At 59.6% G+C, this 20,718-nt stretch carries 19 protein-coding genes; 9 read left to right on the top strand and 10 right to left on the bottom strand.

Annotated features, from left to right (window positions below):
• Window positions 1-29: 29 nt before the first annotated feature.
• Window positions 30-932: a hypothetical protein gene (locus ACSBLW_RS05790; RefSeq protein ID WP_435259282.1), complete on the top strand. Its 903-nt coding sequence runs from the start codon at window positions 30-32 to the stop codon at window positions 930-932.
• 81 nt (window positions 933-1,013) lie between these two features.
• On the opposite strand, the gene ACSBLW_RS05785 is transcribed toward ACSBLW_RS05790, so the two are convergent.
• From ACSBLW_RS05785 to ACSBLW_RS05775, 3 genes are all read right to left on the bottom strand, one after another.
• Entirely contained in the window at window positions 1,014-1,340 is a 327-nt protein-coding gene (locus tag ACSBLW_RS05785) for a DUF6280 family protein (RefSeq protein ID WP_435259281.1), read from the bottom strand.
• Between the two features lie 225 nt (window positions 1,341-1,565).
• The gene (locus ACSBLW_RS05780; protein WP_435259280.1) at window positions 1,566-2,348 is read right to left on the bottom strand and encodes a YgfZ/GcvT domain-containing protein; all 783 of its coding nucleotides are present in this window, start codon (window positions 2,346-2,348) and stop codon (window positions 1,566-1,568) included.
• Window positions 2,345-4,129 carry an ABC transporter ATP-binding protein gene (locus ACSBLW_RS05775; protein WP_435259279.1) on the bottom strand — a complete coding sequence of 595 codons (1,785 nt, stop codon included), beginning with the start codon at window positions 4,127-4,129 and terminating at the stop codon, window positions 2,345-2,347. Before ACSBLW_RS05775 ends, ACSBLW_RS05780 begins: the two co-directional genes overlap by 4 nt.
• 212 nt (window positions 4,130-4,341) lie before the next feature.
• Between ACSBLW_RS05775 and ACSBLW_RS05770 the strand changes: the two genes are divergently transcribed.
• Both ACSBLW_RS05770 and ACSBLW_RS05765 read left to right on the top strand, forming a co-directional pair.
• Entirely contained in the window at window positions 4,342-5,574 is a 1,233-nt protein-coding gene (locus ACSBLW_RS05770) for a pyridoxal-phosphate-dependent aminotransferase family protein (RefSeq protein ID WP_435259278.1), read from the top strand.
• 532 nt (window positions 5,575-6,106) lie between these two features.
• Complete coding sequence (locus ACSBLW_RS05765) at window positions 6,107-7,618, top strand: ATP-binding protein (protein WP_435259277.1); 1,512 nt, start codon at window positions 6,107-6,109, stop codon at window positions 7,616-7,618.
• A gap of 260 nt (window positions 7,619-7,878) precedes the next feature.
• Here the strand turns inward: ACSBLW_RS05765 and copM are convergent, their stop codons facing one another.
• On the bottom strand, window positions 7,879-8,241 hold the full coding sequence (gene copM / locus ACSBLW_RS05760; RefSeq protein ID WP_435259276.1) for a CopM family metallochaperone: 363 nt from the start codon (window positions 8,239-8,241) through the stop codon (window positions 7,879-7,881).
• A gap of 239 nt (window positions 8,242-8,480) precedes the next feature.
• Here copM and ACSBLW_RS05755 point away from each other — a divergent pair, with 239 nt between their 5' ends.
• Window positions 8,481-9,269 (top strand): gamma-glutamyl-gamma-aminobutyrate hydrolase family protein, encoded by a 789-nt coding sequence (locus ACSBLW_RS05755; RefSeq protein ID WP_435259275.1) that lies wholly within the window; start codon window positions 8,481-8,483, stop codon window positions 9,267-9,269.
• Between the two features lie 67 nt (window positions 9,270-9,336).
• Window positions 9,337-9,717, top strand: coding sequence for a cytochrome c (locus ACSBLW_RS05750; protein WP_435259274.1), 381 nt, complete (start codon window positions 9,337-9,339; stop codon window positions 9,715-9,717).
• A gap of 69 nt (window positions 9,718-9,786) precedes the next feature.
• Here the strand turns inward: ACSBLW_RS05750 and ACSBLW_RS05745 are convergent, their stop codons facing one another.
• From ACSBLW_RS05745 to kynU, 4 genes are all read right to left on the bottom strand, one after another.
• The gene (locus tag ACSBLW_RS05745; protein ID WP_435259273.1) at window positions 9,787-10,899 is read right to left on the bottom strand and encodes a L,D-transpeptidase; all 1,113 of its coding nucleotides are present in this window, start codon (window positions 10,897-10,899) and stop codon (window positions 9,787-9,789) included.
• Window positions 10,900-10,995: 96 nt separating this feature from the next.
• Window positions 10,996-11,835, bottom strand: coding sequence for a tryptophan 2,3-dioxygenase (kynA, locus tag ACSBLW_RS05740; protein ID WP_435259272.1), 840 nt, complete (start codon window positions 11,833-11,835; stop codon window positions 10,996-10,998).
• A gap of 147 nt (window positions 11,836-11,982) precedes the next feature.
• The gene (locus tag ACSBLW_RS05735) at window positions 11,983-12,540 is read right to left on the bottom strand and encodes a GNAT family N-acetyltransferase (protein WP_435259271.1); all 558 of its coding nucleotides are present in this window, start codon (window positions 12,538-12,540) and stop codon (window positions 11,983-11,985) included.
• Window positions 12,498-13,694: a kynureninase gene (gene kynU / locus ACSBLW_RS05730; protein ID WP_435259270.1), complete on the bottom strand. Its 1,197-nt coding sequence runs from the start codon at window positions 13,692-13,694 to the stop codon at window positions 12,498-12,500. The genes ACSBLW_RS05735 and kynU overlap by 43 nt, the downstream gene beginning before the upstream one ends.
• Window positions 13,695-13,830: 136 nt before the next feature.
• Between kynU and ACSBLW_RS05725 the strand changes: the two genes are divergently transcribed.
• The 3 genes from ACSBLW_RS05725 (at window position 13,831) to ACSBLW_RS05715 (ending at window position 17,551) form a co-directional block, all read left to right on the top strand.
• Window positions 13,831-14,349 carry a methyltransferase family protein gene (locus tag ACSBLW_RS05725; RefSeq protein WP_435259269.1) on the top strand — a complete coding sequence of 173 codons (519 nt, stop codon included), beginning with the start codon at window positions 13,831-13,833 and terminating at the stop codon, window positions 14,347-14,349.
• Window positions 14,350-14,484: 135 nt separating this feature from the next.
• Entirely contained in the window at window positions 14,485-16,059 is a 1,575-nt protein-coding gene (locus ACSBLW_RS05720; RefSeq protein ID WP_435259268.1) for a Re/Si-specific NAD(P)(+) transhydrogenase subunit alpha, read from the top strand.
• Between the two features lie 16 nt (window positions 16,060-16,075).
• Window positions 16,076-17,551, top strand: a complete 1,476-nt coding sequence (locus tag ACSBLW_RS05715; RefSeq protein WP_435259267.1) for an NAD(P)(+) transhydrogenase (Re/Si-specific) subunit beta — start codon at window positions 16,076-16,078, stop codon at window positions 17,549-17,551.
• Between the two features lie 54 nt (window positions 17,552-17,605).
• Here the strand turns inward: ACSBLW_RS05715 and ACSBLW_RS05710 are convergent, their stop codons facing one another.
• Window positions 17,606-18,094 (bottom strand): GFA family protein, encoded by a 489-nt coding sequence (locus ACSBLW_RS05710; protein WP_435259266.1) that lies wholly within the window; start codon window positions 18,092-18,094, stop codon window positions 17,606-17,608.
• A gap of 156 nt (window positions 18,095-18,250) precedes the next feature.
• On the opposite strand from ACSBLW_RS05710, the gene ACSBLW_RS05705 reads away from it, so the two are divergent.
• Entirely contained in the window at window positions 18,251-19,534 is a 1,284-nt protein-coding gene (locus tag ACSBLW_RS05705; RefSeq protein ID WP_435259265.1) for a DUF3422 family protein, read from the top strand.
• A gap of 191 nt (window positions 19,535-19,725) precedes the next feature.
• Here ACSBLW_RS05705 and ACSBLW_RS05700 read toward each other — a convergent pair whose 3' ends face one another.
• Window positions 19,726-20,703, bottom strand: a complete 978-nt coding sequence (locus tag ACSBLW_RS05700) for an ABC transporter substrate-binding protein (protein ID WP_435259264.1) — start codon at window positions 20,701-20,703, stop codon at window positions 19,726-19,728.
• Between the last annotated feature and the right edge of the window lie 15 nt (window positions 20,704-20,718).

The raw sequence follows: 20,718 nt of genomic DNA, 5'->3' as shown, positions 1-20,718 counted from the left end.
TGATGGGCAGTGCTTTAATGTCAGAACCAATGAGCAATCACGAAATCGAGGATGTTCTCTCGTCCATCCGACGTTTGGTGTCCGAGGATCTTCGGCCAACGCCGAAGGCTGATGCCGCTGCACCACGGGCGCCTTCCAAGCCCGAAGCCAGTGCCGGTGCTGCGAAACTTCTGTTGACCCCGTCCTTGCGTGTGATCGAAGAACCGACTGCGGTCGCGGATGACCATGCCCACGAAGAAGGCGAAGACTTCTCGGATAACGCTATCGACGACGGTCAGGTTGCCGACCAAAACCAAGCTGCGTTTTCGGCATCGGATGATGACATAGCGTCTTTTGGTGCGACGGATGGTGATGAGGTGCAGGACGTTATTGCCCGTCTTGGCGCAGCCGTCGGCGAGGGGGATGAAGAATGGGAATCCCCTGTCGGTGATCCACCCGCATGGGAAGATGTGGCACTGTCTGACAGCCAGTCCGCTGCGGTGTCACAAAGCCGTCTGCATTTCCGCCCGACGGAGGCGGATAATGAGGAAAGCGGGCCAGAGTTTTTGGAAGACGATGCCGCGTCGGATTTCGAGGCTCAGAACTTTGAAGACAACACCCCGGCGGATGTCGATTACGCCGATGATCTGGCGGAAGCCGAGGAAGAACCCGTAGCCGAGAAGCGGCGGTTCGTATCGCCGCCCGACGATGATTGGGCCGCTGCGGCCGAGGCAGAAGTCCGTGCCGAACTGGAGCGCGAGGTGGAAGAAAATACCTCGTCGATGTTTACAGGCGCTGAATTCACCTATGACGAAGAAATGCTGCGCGATCTGGTGCGGGACATCATCCGTGAAGAACTGGCCGGCACACTCGGCGAGCGTATCACCCGCAACGTGCGCAAACTGGTGCGTGCCGAAATTGCCCGCGCCTTGGCCGTTCGCGAATTTGAGTGATCGCCACAGACCTTGGCGCTTTGCCAAAACAAAAAACGCGCCCCGAGAGGCGCGTTTTTTAATGTCTTGGCATTGCCTGACTCAGGCGGCTTCGCCCATTTCCGATTCAAGGGCATTGCGGCGCTCGGATTCTTCGCGCGACAGCGCGACAGAGGTGCGAATACCTTTGCCTACAAATTCCATCAAGCCTTTGACGACGCGTTCATTGGGATCAATCCCGGCGCAGGACAGAACTTCGCGGCCGTCGCGCGAACGCGCCCAGCGGGCAATCTGTTCTGGTCCGTTGCCATATTTCTTGTCGTCGGCGATGGCGTCGTCGAGTGCAGCCAAAACCACGGCAGCAAAAAGCTTGCGCGCGCGCTGGCCTTGTTCGTAGTTGAAAGCCGTGCTGTCAACGAAACCCGTCATTTGGCAGTCCTTGATTTGTGCTCTTGTCTTTTTATAGCGTCCGCGGAACCTATACTTTTAAGCCCGATTCGGAATTGCCCCTTTTGCATGTCTGTCATGCGTGAGGCGCATGGCTTGTTTAAGGGACGTACCGGATTTAGTGAGCCAAAGGCCCCGCAGTAAACGAGATATGGGGCTTAGCACGAATATTTCAACTGTTTGGTAAGATTCTGCTGCGACGTAGTGTCACTTGGCGTCCGGCAGGCGAATAAGCCTTGCATGATCGGCTAGAAGGTCGCCATCCATGCGGTCAAACCGCATATGGGCAAGGGCTTTGCCATTTGCCTGAGTGTACAACCGCCCGGCTTCCTTGCCATCTGCGGTCAGAATTGCGGTTCCGATCGGTGCCGATCCCTCGATTCCCAGCGTGACCAGACCCTTGCGTAGTTCGGTCTTGTGCTTCATGCGGGCGGTCACTTCCTGCCCGACATAGCAGCCCTTGCGAAAATCAACCCCGTGCAGGCGCTCGAACCCGGCTTCCAGCAGATAGGTTTCGTTCGGGATCAATTCGATTCCACTTTCCGGGATGGTATGCGTCACGCGCAAATCATCCCAATCAACCATCGGCTCCCCGTCCAATTCTTTCCGACCATATCCGCGCCAACCCAAGGCCGGGCTTCTGGGGTCGGCAAAGGTACCGGCAGGGGCCGCACCAAGACCGCGCGATACAGCGATGTCTGTCGGCGTGATCTGCACGGCGGCGCGCAGACGGTACATCGTCAGCCGTCTAAACGTGTCGGCGGCAAGGGGCTCCGCGATGTCGATCAGCAACTCGTCCCTGCCTTCCGGCCGGATAACGAAAAAATCGGCCAGATACTTCCCTTGCGGCGTCAGAAGCGCGGCCCAGAAAATGCCCGGCGCCTTTTGCAGCGGCAAGACATCGTTGCTGATCAATCCTTGAAGGAACTTGAACCGATCCTCTCCGTTGACTGTCCAAACCACACGCCCGGTCGCGGCTTCTCCGGTCATGTCGCGCTCTCCTGATCCAAGAATTGAAGGGCATGCAGCTTGGCATAAAGCCCCCCCTGCGCCAACAATTCGTCGTTGGTGCCGCATTCGACCACGCGCCCTTTGTCCATCACGACAATCCTGTCGGCATTGCGAACCGTCGCCAGCCTGTGCGCGATGACCAAGGTCGTCCGGCCCTTGCCAGCGGTCTCCAGCGCCAGCGAAAGCGCTTGTTCTGACGCCGCATCAAGGGCGCTTGTGGCTTCGTCCAGCAGCAGCACCGGCGCATTGCGCAGCAGCGCACGCGCAATGGCGATCCTTTGACGTTGCCCGCCAGAAAGGGTCGACCCTCGCGGGCCAACAGGCGTATCAAGCCCTTTTGGCAGGGCCTCGACGAAATCCCGCGCCTGTGCCGTGGCCAGCGCCGCCCAGATTTCCTCATCTGAAATGCCGCTGCGGCCAACCGTCAGGTTGTCGCGCAAAGGCTCATCGAAAAGCGAAGAATCCTGTGTGACACTGGCAAAGAGATCGCGCTGGTCTTCCAGCGCCAAATCTTTTGTCGCGACACCGCCGATTTCGACATGGCCTGAATCCGGGTCGGAAAGCCCTGTCAAAAGATGAAAGATGGTGGACTTGCCCGCGCCAGACGGCCCGACCAAGGCGGTCACTTTTCCGGCTTCGGCTTCAAAGCTCAGATCATCCAAAACCGCCGCATCGCCATAGCTGAACCCAACATTGCGAAAGGCAATCATCGGCGGCAAAGGGGCAGGGGCTGCGCGGCTTTTCTCTGGCCGGTCATGCGCCGGGCGAAGGGCGTGGAGCGCCGCAATTCGCTGAAGGCTCGCCAAGGCCACCTGCCACAGTCCGGCCAGATCCCCCAAGCGGCGGATGGGCTGGAAGGTCAGGACCATTGCGGTGAAAAAGGACATGAACTCGCCAGTCGTGCGGCTGCCCTCGGCAACCTCGCGCCCGCCCAGCATCAGGACCGCCAGAAACCCGACCCCGGTGACAATATCGACCAGCGAGGGCAGCACGGCGCGCCCCGAGGCCGCCCGTGTCTCGGCCCTGATGATTGTTTTCAGCACCGTCCGAAAGCGGTCTTCCTGATGCGCCTCCATCCGGTTCAGTTTGATCGCCTGAATGCCGTGAAAGATTTCATCCAGCCGCGTCGCCCGTTCGCCTGCCTGCTTGCGCGCAACGCGGGCTTTCCGAAGCAGGTATTTCCGCAGGATGGCGGCGGGAAGGATCAGGAAGGGTGTGCCGATCACAGCGGCCAAGGTCCAAGCCGGGTCGATTGAAATGGCCACGGCAAAAAGACCGATCAGCGAAATCACATCGCGCCCGATACCGGCAATCAGCGTGATCCAGATATTCTGCACCGATTGCGTGTCACCCTGAACGCGCTCGATCAGCCGGCCCGGAGAATTCGTCTGAAAGAACTTCAGATCAAGCGTCAGCAGGTGGCGCAACAAATCGGCCTGCATGGCTGCTGCAACCCGATAACTGATCTGGGCCAGCAGCGATTTCGACGCGAGCGAGGTCACGGCGCGCAAGACGAATAGCCCGAAAATCAACAACCCGACAGAAAGTAGAGAGCCCGCCCCACCCGAGGCAAAAACAGAGTCGAACAGCGGCTCCAGCGTATAGGACAATGCCCCCAGCGTGCCGCCTTCGATCACCATGATGACAAAGGCCACCAGCAACATTCCAGACTTCTGTCGAAGGTACTTGCGCCAGAACCACATCGCCAACGAACCTTGCGGCGCGTCCGGGACCTCGGTCAGTTCGGCGGTCTTTGGCATGTGTTCAGCGGCCCTTGGCTTTACAGTTCACGCATCGAAAGGCGGGTCCGCCATCCGCAGCAGGGTCTAGCGCGAAAGCGGCAAGTCCCGCAAGGCAAGGTAAGCAGGAGGCGTGATCTTGCAAGATGCTATCCACCCATTGCTTTCTGGAATTGACGCCGCCGATTGCCCGGCCTAGCCATTGCGCGAATAGCTTTGTGGCAGGCAGTAGAATGACCTTTGATATCCCCTTGAAAGCCGATCTTTCGCGTGGACGCCCTTACCTTGCAATTCCCGGCCCCTCGGTCATGCCGGAACGCGTGCTCGCCGCCATGCATCGCGCCTCTCCGAACATATATGGCGGTGACCTGATCGAGATGGTTGCCGGCATGTGGCCGGATCTTCGCGCCATCGCGGGAACCACGCATCACGTTGCGGCCTATATCGCGAATGGCCACGGCACATGGGAAGCCGCAAACGCCAACCTCTTTTCGCGCGGCGATAAGGCCCTTGTTCTGGCAACAGGTCGCTTTGGCATTGGCTGGGCGGAAAGCGCGCGGGCTGTCGGGGTAGATGTCGAAATCCTCGATTCCGGCAAATCATCTCCGGTCGACATGAACCGGGTGGAAGAGCGTCTGCGTGCCGACCGAAACGGCGAGATCAAGGCGGTGCTGACAACCCATGTCGATACAGCCAGCTCGGTGCGAACCGATATTCCAGCCTTGCGCGCCGCAATGGATGCCGCCGGGCATCCGGGGCTTTTGGCAGTCGACTGCATCGCCTCGATGGGCTGCGATGAATACCGAATGGACGACTGGGGTGTCGATCTGACGGTGTCTGCCAGCCAGAAGGGGCTGATGACGCCTCCCGGTATGGGCTTTGTCTGGTTTTCCGAAAAGGCGCGCCAACGCTGCCTCGGGTCGGATCTTCGCACCCCCTATTGGGCTTGGGGGCCAAGGGCAGAGCCGACCGAGTTCTGGCAGTACTGGGATGGCACCGCGCCGACGCACCACCTGTTTGGTCTGCGCGAAGCCCTGACGATGATCTTGCATGAGGAGGGTCTGCCAAATGTCTGGGCGCGGCACGAGGCATTGGCCAAATCGGTTTGGGCAGCCTTTGAGGCTTGGGGCAGGGGCAATGAGCGTATCGGCTTGAACATGGCCGATCCTGCATACCGCGCCCGTGCTGTGACCGCCGCCCGCATTGGGGCGCCCGACGCCACACGCCTGCGCGAATGGACCGAAACCCGCGCGGGGGTTACGCTTGGTATCGGCCTTGGCATGGCCCTTCCCAATGATCCAGCTTGGCACGGCTTCCTGCGCGTCGCCCATATGGGTCATGTCAACGCCCACATGACCCTTGGCGTATTGGCGGTAATCGAGGCTGGTTTGCAGGCCTTGGATATTCCTCACGGAAGCGGTGCCCTAGAGGCTGCGACGAAAGTGATCGCAGAGGCTGTGGCCTAGGCCTGCAAACCTGCGAAAGCGTCACGGTAACCAGAGTGCACTAATCCGTTTGGATTATTGCAATAGAGTTGAAAAAAGCGGATTCAATTCTAAGTAGTATGGAGCTAACCCAGCTGCCGTTTTCTAAACCGATTTCTTTTATCTTTCATGTCTCTCGACGCGGCGGCTTAGCATTGCAGCGGAGGGCAATGCCATGCAGGTTGTTTTGGGAAAAAGGCAAATCTCAGGCGGGGGAAGTGCCATTTTCTTCTGCGAACCCTATCATTGCCAGCTTTCGCCCACGCTTGCTTGCCAACTTGGTTGGAATTCGTCGCAAGCGCTGACCGTGGATGAATGGGTTCACGAAACGGATCGCGAAGACTTGGTCGCCGCAATCGTTGCAGTGCGATCCAAGTTGCGATCGGCGGCCAGATGCGAATGCCGTGTGCGGATGGCAGACGGGTCATTTCATACTGTCCTTTGGAACCTGGTTGCCGATGCTCAGGAAGACGCAGTCCTGGGAATTGGAATGCTCCCGGCTGATCACGGGAAATTGAATCCTTCAAATATCCTGCGCGAAGTTGTCGAGGCGATGCCCGATGGTTTTGCTCTTTACGATCCAGATGACAGATTGCTGGTCTGCAATCGCGCCTTCCGGCAGGTTTTGGAAGACCGCTTCGATGGCCCTCTCAGTGGAATGACCTTTCCCGAAATCGCGCATTTGTGCCGCCGGCTTGGCGTTTACGAAAACGTTGGTGTCGACCCCGACGCTTATGTGGAAACCCGGATCAACGCGCATAAGAAAGGCAATTCCGTCATCATTCAGGAATTGAAATCGGGTCGCGTCGAAAGGATCGACGAGATCCGGTTGGAAAGCGGCTATACGGTCGGCATCCATGCCGATGTAACCCAGCTTTACCAAGAGAATCTCGCGTCGAAGAAACGTGAAACCGCGAAGTCAGACTTTCTTTCCGTGATGAGCCACGAAATCCGAACCCCCTTGGTGGGGTTGGTTGGAATGCTTGATCTGCTGCAAGAAGCAAAGACCAAGGCTGAGCGCTCCCATATTCACAGTATCATGCGCGATGCGAGTGAGCGTCTGATGTCGATCGTGAATACGGTTCTGGATCTTTCCAAGATCGAAAGCGGTCAGATGATCTTGGAGTCAACCTCCTTCATGCCCGAGCAGGTTCTAATGCCCTTGTTCGAGCGCTATCGCGTAGCCGCCCAGAAAAAGGGCGTCGATCTGAACTTCATCAATGAACTGCCCGGGAAAAGCTATCAAAGCGACCCGCTGCGTTTTGGACAAATCGTCGAAAACCTTTTGTCAAACGCCGTCAAATTTACCGAAAAAGGCAGCATCACGCTGATCTTGTCGGGAACGGCAGAGGGAACAGTCAAGGTCGAAGTCTCCGATACCGGCATCGGCATTGCAACCTCGCACCTTCCGCGCCTGTTGCAACCCTTTGAACAGGCGGATCCTTCCCATGTCCGAAAGTTCGGGGGCACGGGGCTGGGTATGAGCATCGTCAACAAGCTGACCGCGCTTTTCGGCGGAACCTTCAACTGTTCGTCGACCATCGGGCAAGGGACCACCTTTACCATCCTGCTGCCTATGACACCCGAAGATGCAAAACGGCGGCGCGTCGCGTCTGGACATGGACGCGAAGACGTCCGTTTTGACGGGCTACGCGCACTTATGGCCGACGATAATGACATCAACCGCCACGTCCTAAGTGCCTTTCTGACAGGCCTTGGCCTTGAGGTCGTGCAAGTAGAGGACGGAATGAAGGCCGTCGAGGCCGCGCGATCCCAAGCCTTTGACGTGATCTTTCTGGATATCTCCATGCCTGACCTTGATGGCGTCGAAGTCCTGCACATGATCCGGAAACGGGGGCCAAACCAGTCTGTGCCCGTCTTGGCAGTGACGGCGAATGTTCTGAAATCAGAAATCGACAAATTCCTTGCCGAGGGGTTTGTAACGGTGCTGAGCAAACCTTTCACCAAAGTCGATCTGAAAGCAGCCCTTCAGCGCGCGCAACTTGGTTCTGCCGCAAAGCAGTGACAGCGGTGGACCGTTGGTTCCGGCTTGGTGCAAAGATGTGCCCATAGTCCGCTGAACTGGCCGCATTTCCGGGCAGACCCCCTGGTCATGCCATCGCCAACTGCGAGACGCCCGGAAATCCGATATCAGGCACTTCAGGACGCTGGGTTTGCCGAGGTTGTCTTCAAGCCATTTGGCAGGGCCGACCTGACGTCAGCCCTGCTTCGCGCGGGGGTGGGTACGGAAAAACCAGTCGTGGTCGCCTTCAAAGAAAGCGAAGGTCACTGACCGTTCTTGGCCAGCCAGTCCTGCATCCACGCGATCTCGGATTCTTGGGCCGCGATAATGCCCTCGGCCAGCTTGCGAACTTCGGGGTCCGATCCATGTTCCAGCACGATCTTTGCCATTTCGACAGCGCCCTGGTGGTGCGGGATCATCCCGCGGATAAAATCCACATCCGCGTTCCCGGAATACTCGATGGCCATATCGCCATGCATCCGGTCATTGGCCTCCATGAAGGCAATGGTTGCCGCGCTTTCCATGCCGCTCATGGCATGGCCGGTATGGGCCGAATGGTCGGTGGTCTGCGCAAGGACAGGAAGCGCCACCAATGCAAGGGCCGAAAGGATAAGTGCAGGTTTCATCCGGAATCTCCAATCAATGATGCGGCGAAAATGAAACCTTACCGCTGCTGGAGTGCAAATCACCGTTACTTGAAAGGCCAGAAACATTTTCCGCTTCTGCGAACTGTCTGTTTGGCAGGCACCTGGTCACTTAATGCATATGAAATGCCCGATGCACTTCGACTGTGCGGGGGTGCAGACTGTACCTTATGATCAAACCGTCCTAAACTCACTCCAGACAGGCATCAGCGTATGGTCCCATGACGTCAGCACGCAGACGGCCCGTAGTGGGCATTATCGGTAACATGAACCTGCTGAACGAGAGCTATCCCGTTCACGCCGGCGGCACGATGAACTCGGAAGCCGTGGCCGAGGTTGCAGGCTGCCTGCCGGTCATCATCCCCTCAGATCCGCGTTACGTTTCGGTCGATGAACTCTTGTCGGTCTGCGATGGCTTTTTGCTGACGGGCGGACGTCCGAACGTGCATCCCGAAGAATATGGCGAAGATGAAACGCCCGCCCACGGTGCCTTTGATCGGTGCCGGGACGCGATCACCCTGCCGCTTGTGCGGGCCTGTGTCGAACGGGGCCAGCCGTTTTTGGGCATCTGCCGCGGGTTTCAAGAGGTGAATGTGGCCATGGGCGGCACGCTTTATCCCGAAATTCGGGATCTTCCGGGCCGGATGAACCATCGCATGCCCCCCGATGGCACGATCGAAGAGAAATTTGCCCTGCGCCATCCCGTCCGCTTTTCTCCGGGTGGGGTCTTTGCCCGCCTCATGGGTGCAGATGAGGTGATGACCAACACGCTTCATGGGCAGGGGATCAAGACCCCCGGCGCGCGGGTGGTGGTCGATGGTCTTGCCCCCGATGGCACGCCAGAGGCGATCTATATCAAGGATGCGCCGGGGTTCACCTTGTCGGTCCAGTGGCACCCCGAATATCGGGCAGCACTTGACCCGGTCAGCCGCCCTTTGTTCGAGGCCTTCGGCAGGGCTGCGGCCGAATGGGCTTCGGGTGGCAGGGGCGACGTTCGCCGCAGCGCCTGATCTGGTCTTGACCTTCCTCCCGCTGGAAGCTCGAATTACAATGACGAGCTTCAGAAGGGATACGATAATGAGAAATATTCAAGTGGCCGTGCTTGGCATTGCCTTGGGCATCTCTGCCCCAGTTTTTGCTGAACCCATTGTTCAGGTCACTATCCCCGAACTGACAGGCAATGCCGTGATCGGAGAAAAGGTTTTCGCCGCGAAATGTGCAGAGTGTCACGGCGAAGCCGGTGCTGGCAACAGCGAGAAGGGCCCGCCCCTGATCCACAAGATCTATGAGCCTTCGCATCACGGCGACATGGCCTTTCTGGTTGCCGCGCTGAACGGTGTGCGGCAGCACCATTGGGATTTCGGCAATATGATGCCCATAGACGGGATCACGCAGGGGGAGGTCGCGATGATCGTCGACTACATCCGGCAGGTCCAAAGCGCCAACGGGATCAACTGATCGGTCCAAAGCGCAAAGGAAAAGGGCTGCCAAATCGGGCAGCCCTTTCTCTTTGAAGGATAACTACGCTTAGTTTTGCGGGCAGACGCCGTTGACCAGCGGCACAGCGCAGGCGCTTGCCGGCGCTGGGGTCGTTGGCGCGGTCGCCGGTGCGGTTGCCGCTGCCGGGGCAGGTGCCGTTGTTGGGGCTGTTGCCGGGACGCTTGGCGTGGTGGCCGCTGGGGCAGGGGTCACAACAACCGGCGTCGCTGCTGCTGGCGCGGTGACGCTTGGCACGGAAACGGTCGGGGTCGTGGTCGCAGCCGGCACGGTAACAGCCGCCGGGGTTGCCGCTTCAACGCCAGTTGCCGGAACCGGGGTAGACATCGGGCCATCTGCCGGTGCGGTCGATGCCGCCGGTGTGGCAACAGTTGCCGCTTCAGCAGCCGTCGCAACCGCCGGGGCGGGGGTCGCAGCCGGGGCCTTCTTCTTCGGTGCCGGTGGCGGCAACTTCAACCCTGTTGGCATTTTGCCGTCACGGGTCAGAACGATCACCTTCGCACCATCTGGCACGCGGTTATACAGGTCCATGACGTCTTGGTTGATCATGCGGATACAGCCCGAAGACGCATTCTTGCCGATCGACCACCAGTCCGGCGTGCCGTGGATCCGATATCCATAATCGCGCCCGTTCGTCGTCAGGTACAGTGCGCGCGCGCCCAGCGGATTGGTCGGGCCGCCCGGCTGTCCCTTTTCCCATTTGGCCAATTCAGGCTTGCGCTCGATCATCTCGGGCGGCGGGGTCCAGGTCGGCCAATGTTTGCGGTTGGTGATGTTCGCAACACCATGCCATTCAAAGCCGGACTTGCCGACAGCAATGCCATAGCGAATAGCTTTGCCCTTGCCGGTCACGAAATACAGATGCTTCTCGGCCGGATTGATGACGATTGTGCCGGGCACTTCGGCGGTTTCGTAATCGACGATCTGACGCTCGAATTCATCTGGCACCTTTTCCACCGGAACCTGCGGGACGTTAAAGCCGTCATCGCTTGTCGCCAGATAGACACCTTCGGCGGGAACCTCTGCTTTCAGGGCAGCGGGTTCTTTGGTCGAGGTCGAGGTCGTGGTCGTCGTAGGCACGCAAGCAGACAGCCCCGCCAAGACACCAGCACCAATCAAAACCCGAACCGAGGCATAAGCCATTGTAACAATCCTTCCTGCAAATCCCTGCCGACAGCCCAGGGGCATCAATTGCATTTCGACTAAAATCTACTCTAGCCCCCTTGGCGCGTCAAAGGGTCAAAGGTCTGTACGCAAATCCCAAAGTTCCGGGAACAGTCTGACCTCCAACATCCGGCGCAAATAGGCCACGCCAGAGGTTCCTCCGGTGCCCCGTTTGAACCCGATGACCCGTTCGACCGTGGTCACATGATTGAACCGCCAGCGACGGAAATAATCTTCAAAATCAACAAGTTTCTCGGCCAATTCATAGGCCTGCCAATGGTACTCGGGGGAAGTATAGACAGTGGCCCAAACCGACACTAGGCGATCATCCGCCTGCCGGGCGACCGAGACGTCCCGATTGATCACATCTTCGGGAACGGAAAGGCCGGATCGGGCCAAAAAGCGCAAAGCCTCATCATAAAGAGACGGGCGCGCCAATTCGGCCTGCAACAATGCCAAATGTTCAGGCCGATGCTCATGCGGCTTCATCATTGCGGCATTGCGATTGCCCACGGCGAATTCGATCAGCCGGTATTGCCAGCTTTGAAACCCGGAAGACTGCCCCAAATCTTCGCGAAATCGCGTGTAATCCGCTGGCGTCATGGTCCGCAGCACATCCCATGCGCTGTTCAATTGCTCAAAGATCCGGGCGACACGGGCCAGCATCTTGAAGGCCTCCTGCGCCCGGTCCTCTGCCAGACAACGCCGCGCTGCCGAGAGTTCATGCAAGGCCAGTTTCATCCAAAGCTCGCTGGTCTGGTGCTGGATGATAAACAGCATCTCGTCATGCGCTGCGGTTTTGCAGTGCTGCGCCGTCAGGATCTGGTCGATGGCCAGATAATCGCCATAGGACATACGCCCGTCGAATTGCATCTGCGCGCCATCACGGGCGGGGTCATAGGGGGAGGTGGTCATTCCAATGTCTCGGATTTGATTGGCAGAAAAAGGCAAAGCGGCCGACAGGCAAAGATCATTCCTGCCGGCAGAGAACCGAAACAGCCCCCATCGCACGCCAGATGGCGGCCCAGCCCTGCGGGCGGCAAACGGAGGGAAGAACACAGGTCATTGCCAGATAGGGCGCCTTTTCCCCGATGCGGTCAAGACTGGTCTCGTCCGGCCAAGGCCCAAAGACATGCAGAACCGCCGCAGCTTTTGATCCGCGACGGGGTAATCCTCAACCGCATCCACCTTCCAGCCGCGCTTTTCGAAAAACCGCCGCGCCAGATGGCTGGCATGAACCGTCAACCGCTCAAAGCCAGCGGTTCCTGCCTGCGCCAGCACGGCCTCATACAGCGCCGCCGCCGCACCCTTTCCCATCATCTCGGGCAGCACAAAAGCCATGTCCAGATAGCCGTCCCGGCGCAGGGAGATAAAGCCTGTGATCTGCCCGTTATCGTCCTCGCTGACCCAAGCCCATTGATCCAAAAGCTTGTCCGCAACGCTCAGGTCAGGCTCCGGGCTTGCCGCCCAGACGGCCCGCTCTGCCTCGGAATAGAAAGCTGCCGCCCCTTCGCGCACTGCACGGTAGAAAACCCATTTGCAGGCCGCGCGATCCTCGGCGCGATAGGGGCGGATGATCATGTCACACGCTGCCGCGCCTTGAACTCGGGTCGGTTCCACGCATCGGTCGCCATGATCTCGGCCAAGATCTTCGCAGCCCCCGCAACATCGTCAAAACTGGTGTAAAGCGGCGTAAAGCCAAAACGCAGAATATCGGGCGCCCGGAAATCACCGATCACCCCCCGTGCAATCAACGCCTGCATAATGGCATAGCCTTCCGGGTGGCGGAAACTGACCTGACTACCGCGTCCCGCGCCGTCACGCGGGCTGGCTAGGCTCAGCATCGGACAAGTGGCCTCGACCGCAGCTATAAAGGCATCGCACAGTTCGATGGACCGCGCCCGCACATCCTGCATGTCCACTGTGTCCCAGATGTCCATGCTCGCCTCCAGCGCCGCCATCTGCAAAACCGGGGGCGTGCCGACCCGCATCCGCTCGATCCCGGCGCCGGGGCGATAGTCCAGATCAAAGGCAAAGGGGGATTCGTGGCCAAGCCACCCCGAAAGGGCAGGACGGGCAGCCTGAGCATGGCGCGGCGCCACATAGATGAAGGCCGGACCACCCGGGCCGGAATTAAGATATTTATAGGTGCAGCCCACTGCGAAATCGGCCCTGCAACCCGCCAGATCCACCGGCACGGCCCCGGCCGAATGCGCCAGATCCCAAACCGCCAGCGCCCCCGCCGCATGGGCCTTTGCCGTCAGGGCTGCCATGTCATGCTTGCGCCCGGTGCGGTAATCCACCTCAGTCAGCATCAGAACGGCCACGCTTCCATCAATCGCGGCCTCCACCTCTTCGGGCGGCACAGTCTTCAGGCTATAGCCTTCTCCCAATGTCCGCACCAAGCCATCCGCCATGTAAAGGTCAGACGGGAAATTCCCGGTATCCGACAAGATGACCTTGCTGGCAGGGTTCAATTCCAGCGCCGAGGCCAGCGCCTGATAGACCTTGATCGACAGCGTATCGCCCAGAACGACAGACCCCGGCTCCGCCCCGATCAGCCGCCCGATCCGGTTTCCCAGACGCGCAGGCATCTCCATCCAGCCCGCCTTGTTCCAGCCGCCAATCAGCATGTCCCCCCATTCGGCGGTGACCGTCCGCTGCACACGCTCGGCGGCCGCCTTGGGCAATGGCCCCAGCGAATTGCCATCCAGATAGATCACGCCATCGGGCAAAACGAATTGGGCGCGGATCTTGGTGAAATCGGTCGACATCGAAACTCTCCTTCTTCCCCCGCACCCTGCCTCGGATCGTGGCAAGGCTCAACAGGGGACAGAAAGTCAGCGGTGGGATCGCAGAAGTATCAGCCAAGACCTAATGGCAGCTTGCACTTTCCCCGGAATGGCGAAAATGTCGATCAAAGCGTCGCGAAATGCGCGACCGCTGGAATGGGGATGCGAAGTCGACATGCCGAAACTCACAGACCTGCCGCCTGTTTGGCTGGCCTTGGGGCTTTGCCTTGTCTGGGGGCTTGATCAATTGGTGCCGTGGAGCCTGTTTGGCCCCGGCGGTCGCCCTGTTGGCGCACTCCTCATTTTCACCGGTTTGGGACTTGTCCTTTTGGCTGCGGCCCAAATGATCCGCCATCGCACCACCGTCATTCCGAAAAACGACCCAAGCCACCTGATGACAACCGGCCTCTTTCGGCTGTCACGCAACCCGATCTATCTGGGCGATGCGATGATCCTTGCCGGCGCAATCCTGTGGTGGGACGTTCCGCATGGCGTGCCTGTCCTGATCGGCTTCATGGCCCTGATCCAGCACCGCTTTATTCTGGACGAGGAAGATAGATTGCGCGCGGCTTTTGGCGATGCCTTTGAACGATGGGCCAGCAGGACCGGGCGCTGGATCAGCCTGCCCGGCAAATGAGAGAACGTAACGGTACAAATGCCGCAGGGCAGCATTAAGGTTTGAAATAATGTTGCGCGATGGTATGTCACCAAAGACCGAAAAATCCGGCTTGCCGGGCTAAATGCCACCACCTGACAAAACGGGGGAGAGACAGTGAAGATCGGGGCACCGAAAGAACTATTCGACGGAGAGAACCGCGTCGCCATGACGCCAGACTCCGCCGCTCAGTTGCAGAAACTGGGCCATACTTGCGTCATCGAAAGCGGTGCAGGTCAGAAAGCCGGCTTCTCGGACGAGCTTTACAAGGCCGCCGGGGTCGAGGTCGTCAAGACCGCCAAGGCTCTTTATGACGCTGCCGATGTGGTGGTGAAAGTCCGTGGCCCCGAGGCCAAGGAAGCCAAGCTTTTGAAATCGGGCCAAACCCTGATCTCGTTCTTCTGGCCCGCCCAGAATCCCGAGCTTCTGGATCAGGTGGCGAAGCAAGGCGCGACCGTCGTTGCGATGGACATGGTGCCGCGCATCAGCCGCGCCCAGAAGATGGATGCGCTGTCCTCGATGGCCAATATCGCGGGCTATCGCGCCGTGATCGAGGCCGGCAACAACTTTGGCCGCTTCTTCACCGGTCAGGTGACGGCAGCGGGCAAAGTGCCTCCGGCCAAGGTTCTGATCGTCGGTGCAGGCGTCGCCGGTCTTGCCGCCATCGGCACCTCCACCTCGCTGGGGGCCATCACCTTGGCCTTCGACGTGCGCCCCGAAGTGGCGGAACAGATCGAATCGATGGGGGCGGAATTCGTCTACCTCGATTTCTCGGAAAAGCAGACCGATGGCGCGGCCACGGGCGGCTATGCAGCCCCCTCCAGCCCGGAATTCCGCGAAGCGCAGCTGAAGAAGTTCCGCGAACTCGCGCCTGAAATGGACATCGTCATCACCACCGCCCTGATCCCGGGCCGTCCGGCGCCAAAGCTCTGGACCGAGGATATGGTCAAGATGATGAAGCCGGGCTCGGTCATCGTCGACCTCGCGGCAGAACGCGGCGGCAACTGCGACCTGACCGTGCCGGATCAGAAGATCGTCACCGATAATGGCGTGACCATCGTCGGCTATACCGACTTCCCTAGCCGGATGGCGGCACAGGCCTCCACGCTGTATTCGAACAACATCCGCCACATGATGGCGGACCTGACCCCCAAGAAAGACGGCGTCATCGACCACAATATGGAAGATGACGTCATCCGTGGCGCAACCGTCACCCATGCCGGTGCCGTGACCTATCCGCCGCCGCCGCCCAAGGTGCAGGCGATTGCCGCGCAGAAGCCCAAGGAAAAAGCCAAGGAACTGACGGTCGAGGAAAAGCGGGCGCAGGAAGTGGCCGCATTCAAGGCCCAGACCCGCACCCAGTTCACCCTTCTGGGTGTCGGCGGCGGCTTGCTTCTTCTGGCAGGCCTCTATGCCCCCGCCAGCTTCATGCAGCACTTCATCGTCTTCGTGCTGGCCTGCTTCGTCGGCTTCCAGGTGATCTGGAACGTCTCGCACTCGCTGCACACGCCCCTGATGGCCATCACCAACGCCATCTCCTCGATCATCATCCTCGGGGCATTGCTGCAAATCGGGTCCAGCTCTTGGCTGGTCGTGATCCTCGCCGCGCTGTCGGTCTTCATGGCCGGGATCAACATCTTCGGTGGCTTCATGGTCACCCGGCGCATGCTCGCCATGTTCCAAAAGTCGTAAGGGGAGCACGAGAGCTATGGAATACGGATTCACCACTGCCGCCTATGTCGTCGCGGCTGTTCTCTTCATCCTCTCGCTGGGCGGCCTTTCGGGGCAGGAAAGCGCAAAACGCGCCGTCTGGTATGGCATCGTCGGCATGGCCTTGGCCGTGGTCGCCACCCTCATCGGCCCCGGCGCTGGCAACTGGCTGATTTCGGTCGTGATGATCGCCGTCGGCGGCGCCATCGGCTGGGTCGTCGCACAACGCGTCCAGATGACCGAAATGCCACAACTTGTGGCCGCAATGCACTCGCTCGTCGGCCTTGCCGCGGTGTTCATCGGCTACAACGCCCATATCGAACTGGGCCATGTGCATGGCATGATGGCGGGCCTCTCGCCCAGCCTGAACGAAGTCGGCCGTCAGGCGGCGATGCATGAAATGGGCCTGCATGGCTTTGCCGCCGTTCTCTCCCATAAAACCCCGGTCGAAATCGCAATCCTGAGAATCGAGATCTTCCTCGGCGTCTTCATCGGGGCCGTCACCTTTACCGGCTCGGTCATCGCCTATGGCAAACTGGCGGGCAAAGTGGATGGCAAGGCCAAGAAACTGCCGGGCGGGCATATCCTGAACGCCAGTGCAGCGGCGCTCTCGCTGATCCTGCTGATCATGTACTTCCAGGGCGCAGGCAGCTGGACCCTGATCCTGATGACCCTTGCCGCCTTCTTCATCGGCTACCACCTGATCATGGGCATCGGCGGCGCCGACATGCCGGTCGTGGTGTCGATGCTGAACAGCTATTCGGGCTGGGCCGCCGCCGCCATCGGCTTCTCGCTGTCGAACGACCTTCTGATCGTCGTCGGCGCGCTGGTCGGTTCCTCGGGGGCGATCCTCTCTTACATCATGTGTAAGGCCATGAACCGCTCGTTCATCTCGGTGATCCTTGGCGGCTTTGGTGGCACCACCGGCCCGGCCATGGAAGTCACGGGCGAACAGGTGGCCATTGATGCCGAAGGCGTCGCCGCTGCCCTGAACGATGCCGACTCGGTCATCATCATTCCGGGCTACGGCATGGCCGTGGCGCAGGCCCAGCAGTCGGTTTCCGAACTGACCCGCAAGCTGCGCGCCAAAGGCAAGAACGTCCGCTTCGCCATCCACCCGGTGGCAGGCCGTCTTCCGGGCCATATGAACGTGCTTCTGGCCGAGGCCAAGGTCCCCTATGACATCGTTCTGGAAATGGACGAAATCAACGAGGACTTCCCGGAAACCGACGTGGCCATCGTCATCGGCTCGAACGACATCGTGAACCCGGCGGCCCAAGAAGACCCCAACAGCCCCATCGCCGGCATGCCGGTTCTGGAATGCTGGAAGGCGAAACAGGTCTTCGTGTCCAAGCGCGGACAGGGCACCGGCTATTCGGGCATCGAAAACCCGCTCTTCTACAAAGAGAACACCCGGATGTTCTATGGCGATGCCAAGAAGTCGCTCGACGCACTTCTGCCGATGATCGAATAACGATCAGGCTACGTCAGACCGAAAGGCCCCGGCATTGTCCGGGGCCTTTTCCATTCAGATCGTGCCGATGACCTGACAGCTTTCAAAAACCGTCACCTCTTGCGCCGTGCCTTCATTGTCGACCACATGCCTTGCAAAGGTCGGAATGCCCGCAGGGATCACAGTATCCCTTCTCGCCTCGGACAAGAAGATATGCTTCGACCGTTCCGGGGCAATCTCGAACCAGCAGGGGTCGTCAAAGGTGCCCGCATAAAGCCCCAGCTTTCCCGGAAAACGCTCAAAGCTCAGCCACAGCTTCGTGCCGCAATCGGCGCAGAAATGGACATGCACCTGCTTTCCCGACCCGGCGGAAACCGCGTCATAGGTCCGGGGCGCTCCCTTGATCACGCCGAAATCCGCCGCATCAAAAATCGGTTCCACCATATAGGCAGATCCCGTCGCCCTTTGGCAAAACTGGCAATGGCACACCGTCACCCGTTCGGGCGACGCCCGCGTTTCATAGCGGATCGCCCCGCAAAGACAGCCGCCTTCATGCCGTTCCATATCGCGCCCTTTCCTTCATCATGATGCCGGGCCATCAAGCGCAGGTTTTGCTTTTCGCGCAACACTGGAGTTGCATGCCAAGGTATTCCACCATTTCGCTTTTTCTTGGCCCCCCTGCGGCCTAAGCGTGAAAGGGTCAGCCGCCGGACCAAAGCCATGCCCCAGATGATCGACCACCCGCAACGCTATGCCATCGTCAATGAACTGCACGCGCGCCCCTATCCGGCGCTGGATGTGCCCTGCCATGCGGTGCATCTCGCCATCAAGGAACCGATTGACGCCGCCAACCGGGATCGCGGCCTTGACCGCCAGCATCTGATCGACCTTCTGGACCATCACGGCGCAGGCCATCCGCAGCCCGACGCCAACCACTGTTCCGGCGAAATCGGCAAGTACATGCTGAAATGGGAAAGCCATACCGAATTCGTCACCTACACGGCCTTTGGCAAAGGCGTGTCGGATCGCGCCTTTGACCCGGCCGAGGCGAATGTCTTTCCCGCCGACTGGGTCGATGATGCCCCCGGCAAACGCCTCGTCTCCTTGCTGATCCGGGTCGAGGAAATGCCGGAAGACGAGGCGGTGATGCAGCAAAAGCTGGAGGAATGGTTCGTCGGCGAAAGCCTTGCCGTCAGCCGCGTCGTCGAAGGCGCAGCCGTCGTCGCGGGCGACTTCCGGATTGATCCCGCGGGCCTGATGCGCTTTGCGGTCTTTGTCCGGCCCGGCACCGGCAAACGCCGCGTGGGCCGGATCGTGCAACGGCTGTGCGAGGTCGAAACCTACCGCGCCATGTCGATGCTGGGCCTCGTCCGCGCCCGCGCGCTCAGCCAGAAACTCAACGCACTCGATCCGCAACTCTCCGCGCTGGTCTCGGCCCTTGATACCAGCGAAGGCAGCCCGGAAACCGCGCTGCACCAATTGCTCCAGATCTCGTCCGAACTCGAAAGCCTTGCGGTGAAATACACCTTCCGCTTCGGCGCGACCGGCGCCTATGAGGCGCTTGTGAACCAAAGGATCGAGGTGATGCGCGAACAGCGGGTGCATGGCCGGCAAAGCTTTGGCGAATTCATGATGCGCCGCTATGACCCGGCCATGCGCACGGTGAAATCAGCCGAAAGCCGTCTGAACAGCATGGCGGAACGGGCGCAACGCGCGGCTGAACTGCTCCGCACAAGGGTGGATGTCGAACGTTCGGCGCAGAACCAGAAACTCCTGGAAAGCATGGACCGCCGCGCCGATCTGCAACTTCGGTTGCAACACACGGTCGAAGGTCTTTCAGTGGTGGCAATCAGCTACTACGCCGTCTCGCTTGCAGGCTACGTCGCCTATCCGCTGGCCAAGGCGCTGGGTCTGTCCAAAGAGATGATGATGGTCGGCCTGACGCCGCTCGTCATCCTTCTGGTCTGGTTCATGATCCGCCGCATCCGGGCGCATTTCGAATAGATCTGAAGAGATAAAGCCAAAGAAGGGCGGGGGCTCTGCCCCCAATCTTTTGCTTAAGCAAAAGATTTCCCCCGGGATATTTCCAGACAGAAAATAAGAGAAGAACTGTCTCATTTTCTGTCGAAAAATATCCCGGGGGGAGGCGCTTTCGCGGCGGCGAAAGGGACGGGGGCAGAGCCCCCCGGCACCGCTTATTGCAGGGCCTTGTCGGTGATCTGGTGGGTCCAGGCACCATCCGGGGCCTTGGTGATCACCGGGTCGGAACCGGGCGACATCAGCGAGGCCACGGTGCGTTCGTAGTCGGCCGGGTCCAGCGCGCCGTTCGAGCCTGCGGTCAGCTTGGCGATTTCGCCCATCATCCGCTTCTGATGGTTTTCGGTCTGGGCGCCGGTCTCGTCATTGTCCAGAACGATCATCGCGGCCTCATCCGGGTTCGCTTCTGCGTATTTCCAACCCTTCATCGACGCGCGGACGAACTTGACCATCTTCTCTTCGAAAGCCGGGTCCTTCAGGTTCTCTTCCAGAACGTAAAGCCCGTCTTCCATCGTGGCCACGCCTTCGTCCTGATATTTGAAGGTCACCAGATCATCCGGGCTGATCCCGGCATCAATCACCTGCCAATATTCGTTATAGGTCATGGTCGACACGCAAGCCGCCTGCTTTTGCAGGATCGGGTCGACGTTGAAGCCCTGTTTCAGCACTGTCACACCGCCGGCCGAGCCGTCGGTCTTCAGGCCAAGCTGGCTCATCCACGACAGGAACGGATATTCATTGCCAAAGAACCAGACGCCCAGTGTCTTGTCAGCAAAATCGGCAGGCGAGGCTATGCCCGATTCCTTCAGGCAGGTCAGCATCATGCCCGAGGATTTGAACGGTTGCGCGATATTGACCAAGGGCAGGCCCTTTTCGCGGGCGGCCAAGGCGGCAGGCATCCATTCCACGATCACGTCAGCCCCACCGCCCGCAATCACCTGCGTCGGCGCAATATCCGGGCCGCCCGGCTTGATCGTGACATTCAGACCTTCTTCTTCATAGAACCCTTTTTCCGCGGCCACGTAATAGCCCGCGAACTGGGCCTGGGTGACCCATTTCAGCTGCAGCGTCACGTCCTCGGCGCTGGCCGATCCAGCGACAAGGGCCAGAACGCTGGCGGTGAGAAACTTCTTCATTTGCCGTACCTCCGA

Origin of the sequence: Thioclava sp. FR2 (assembly GCF_051200875.1) — a bacterium.
Taxonomy (GTDB): Bacteria; Pseudomonadota; Alphaproteobacteria; order Rhodobacterales; family Rhodobacteraceae; genus Pseudotabrizicola.
Note: the sequence above shows the minus strand (reverse complement) of the source record. Positions and strands in the feature narration are given on the sequence as shown.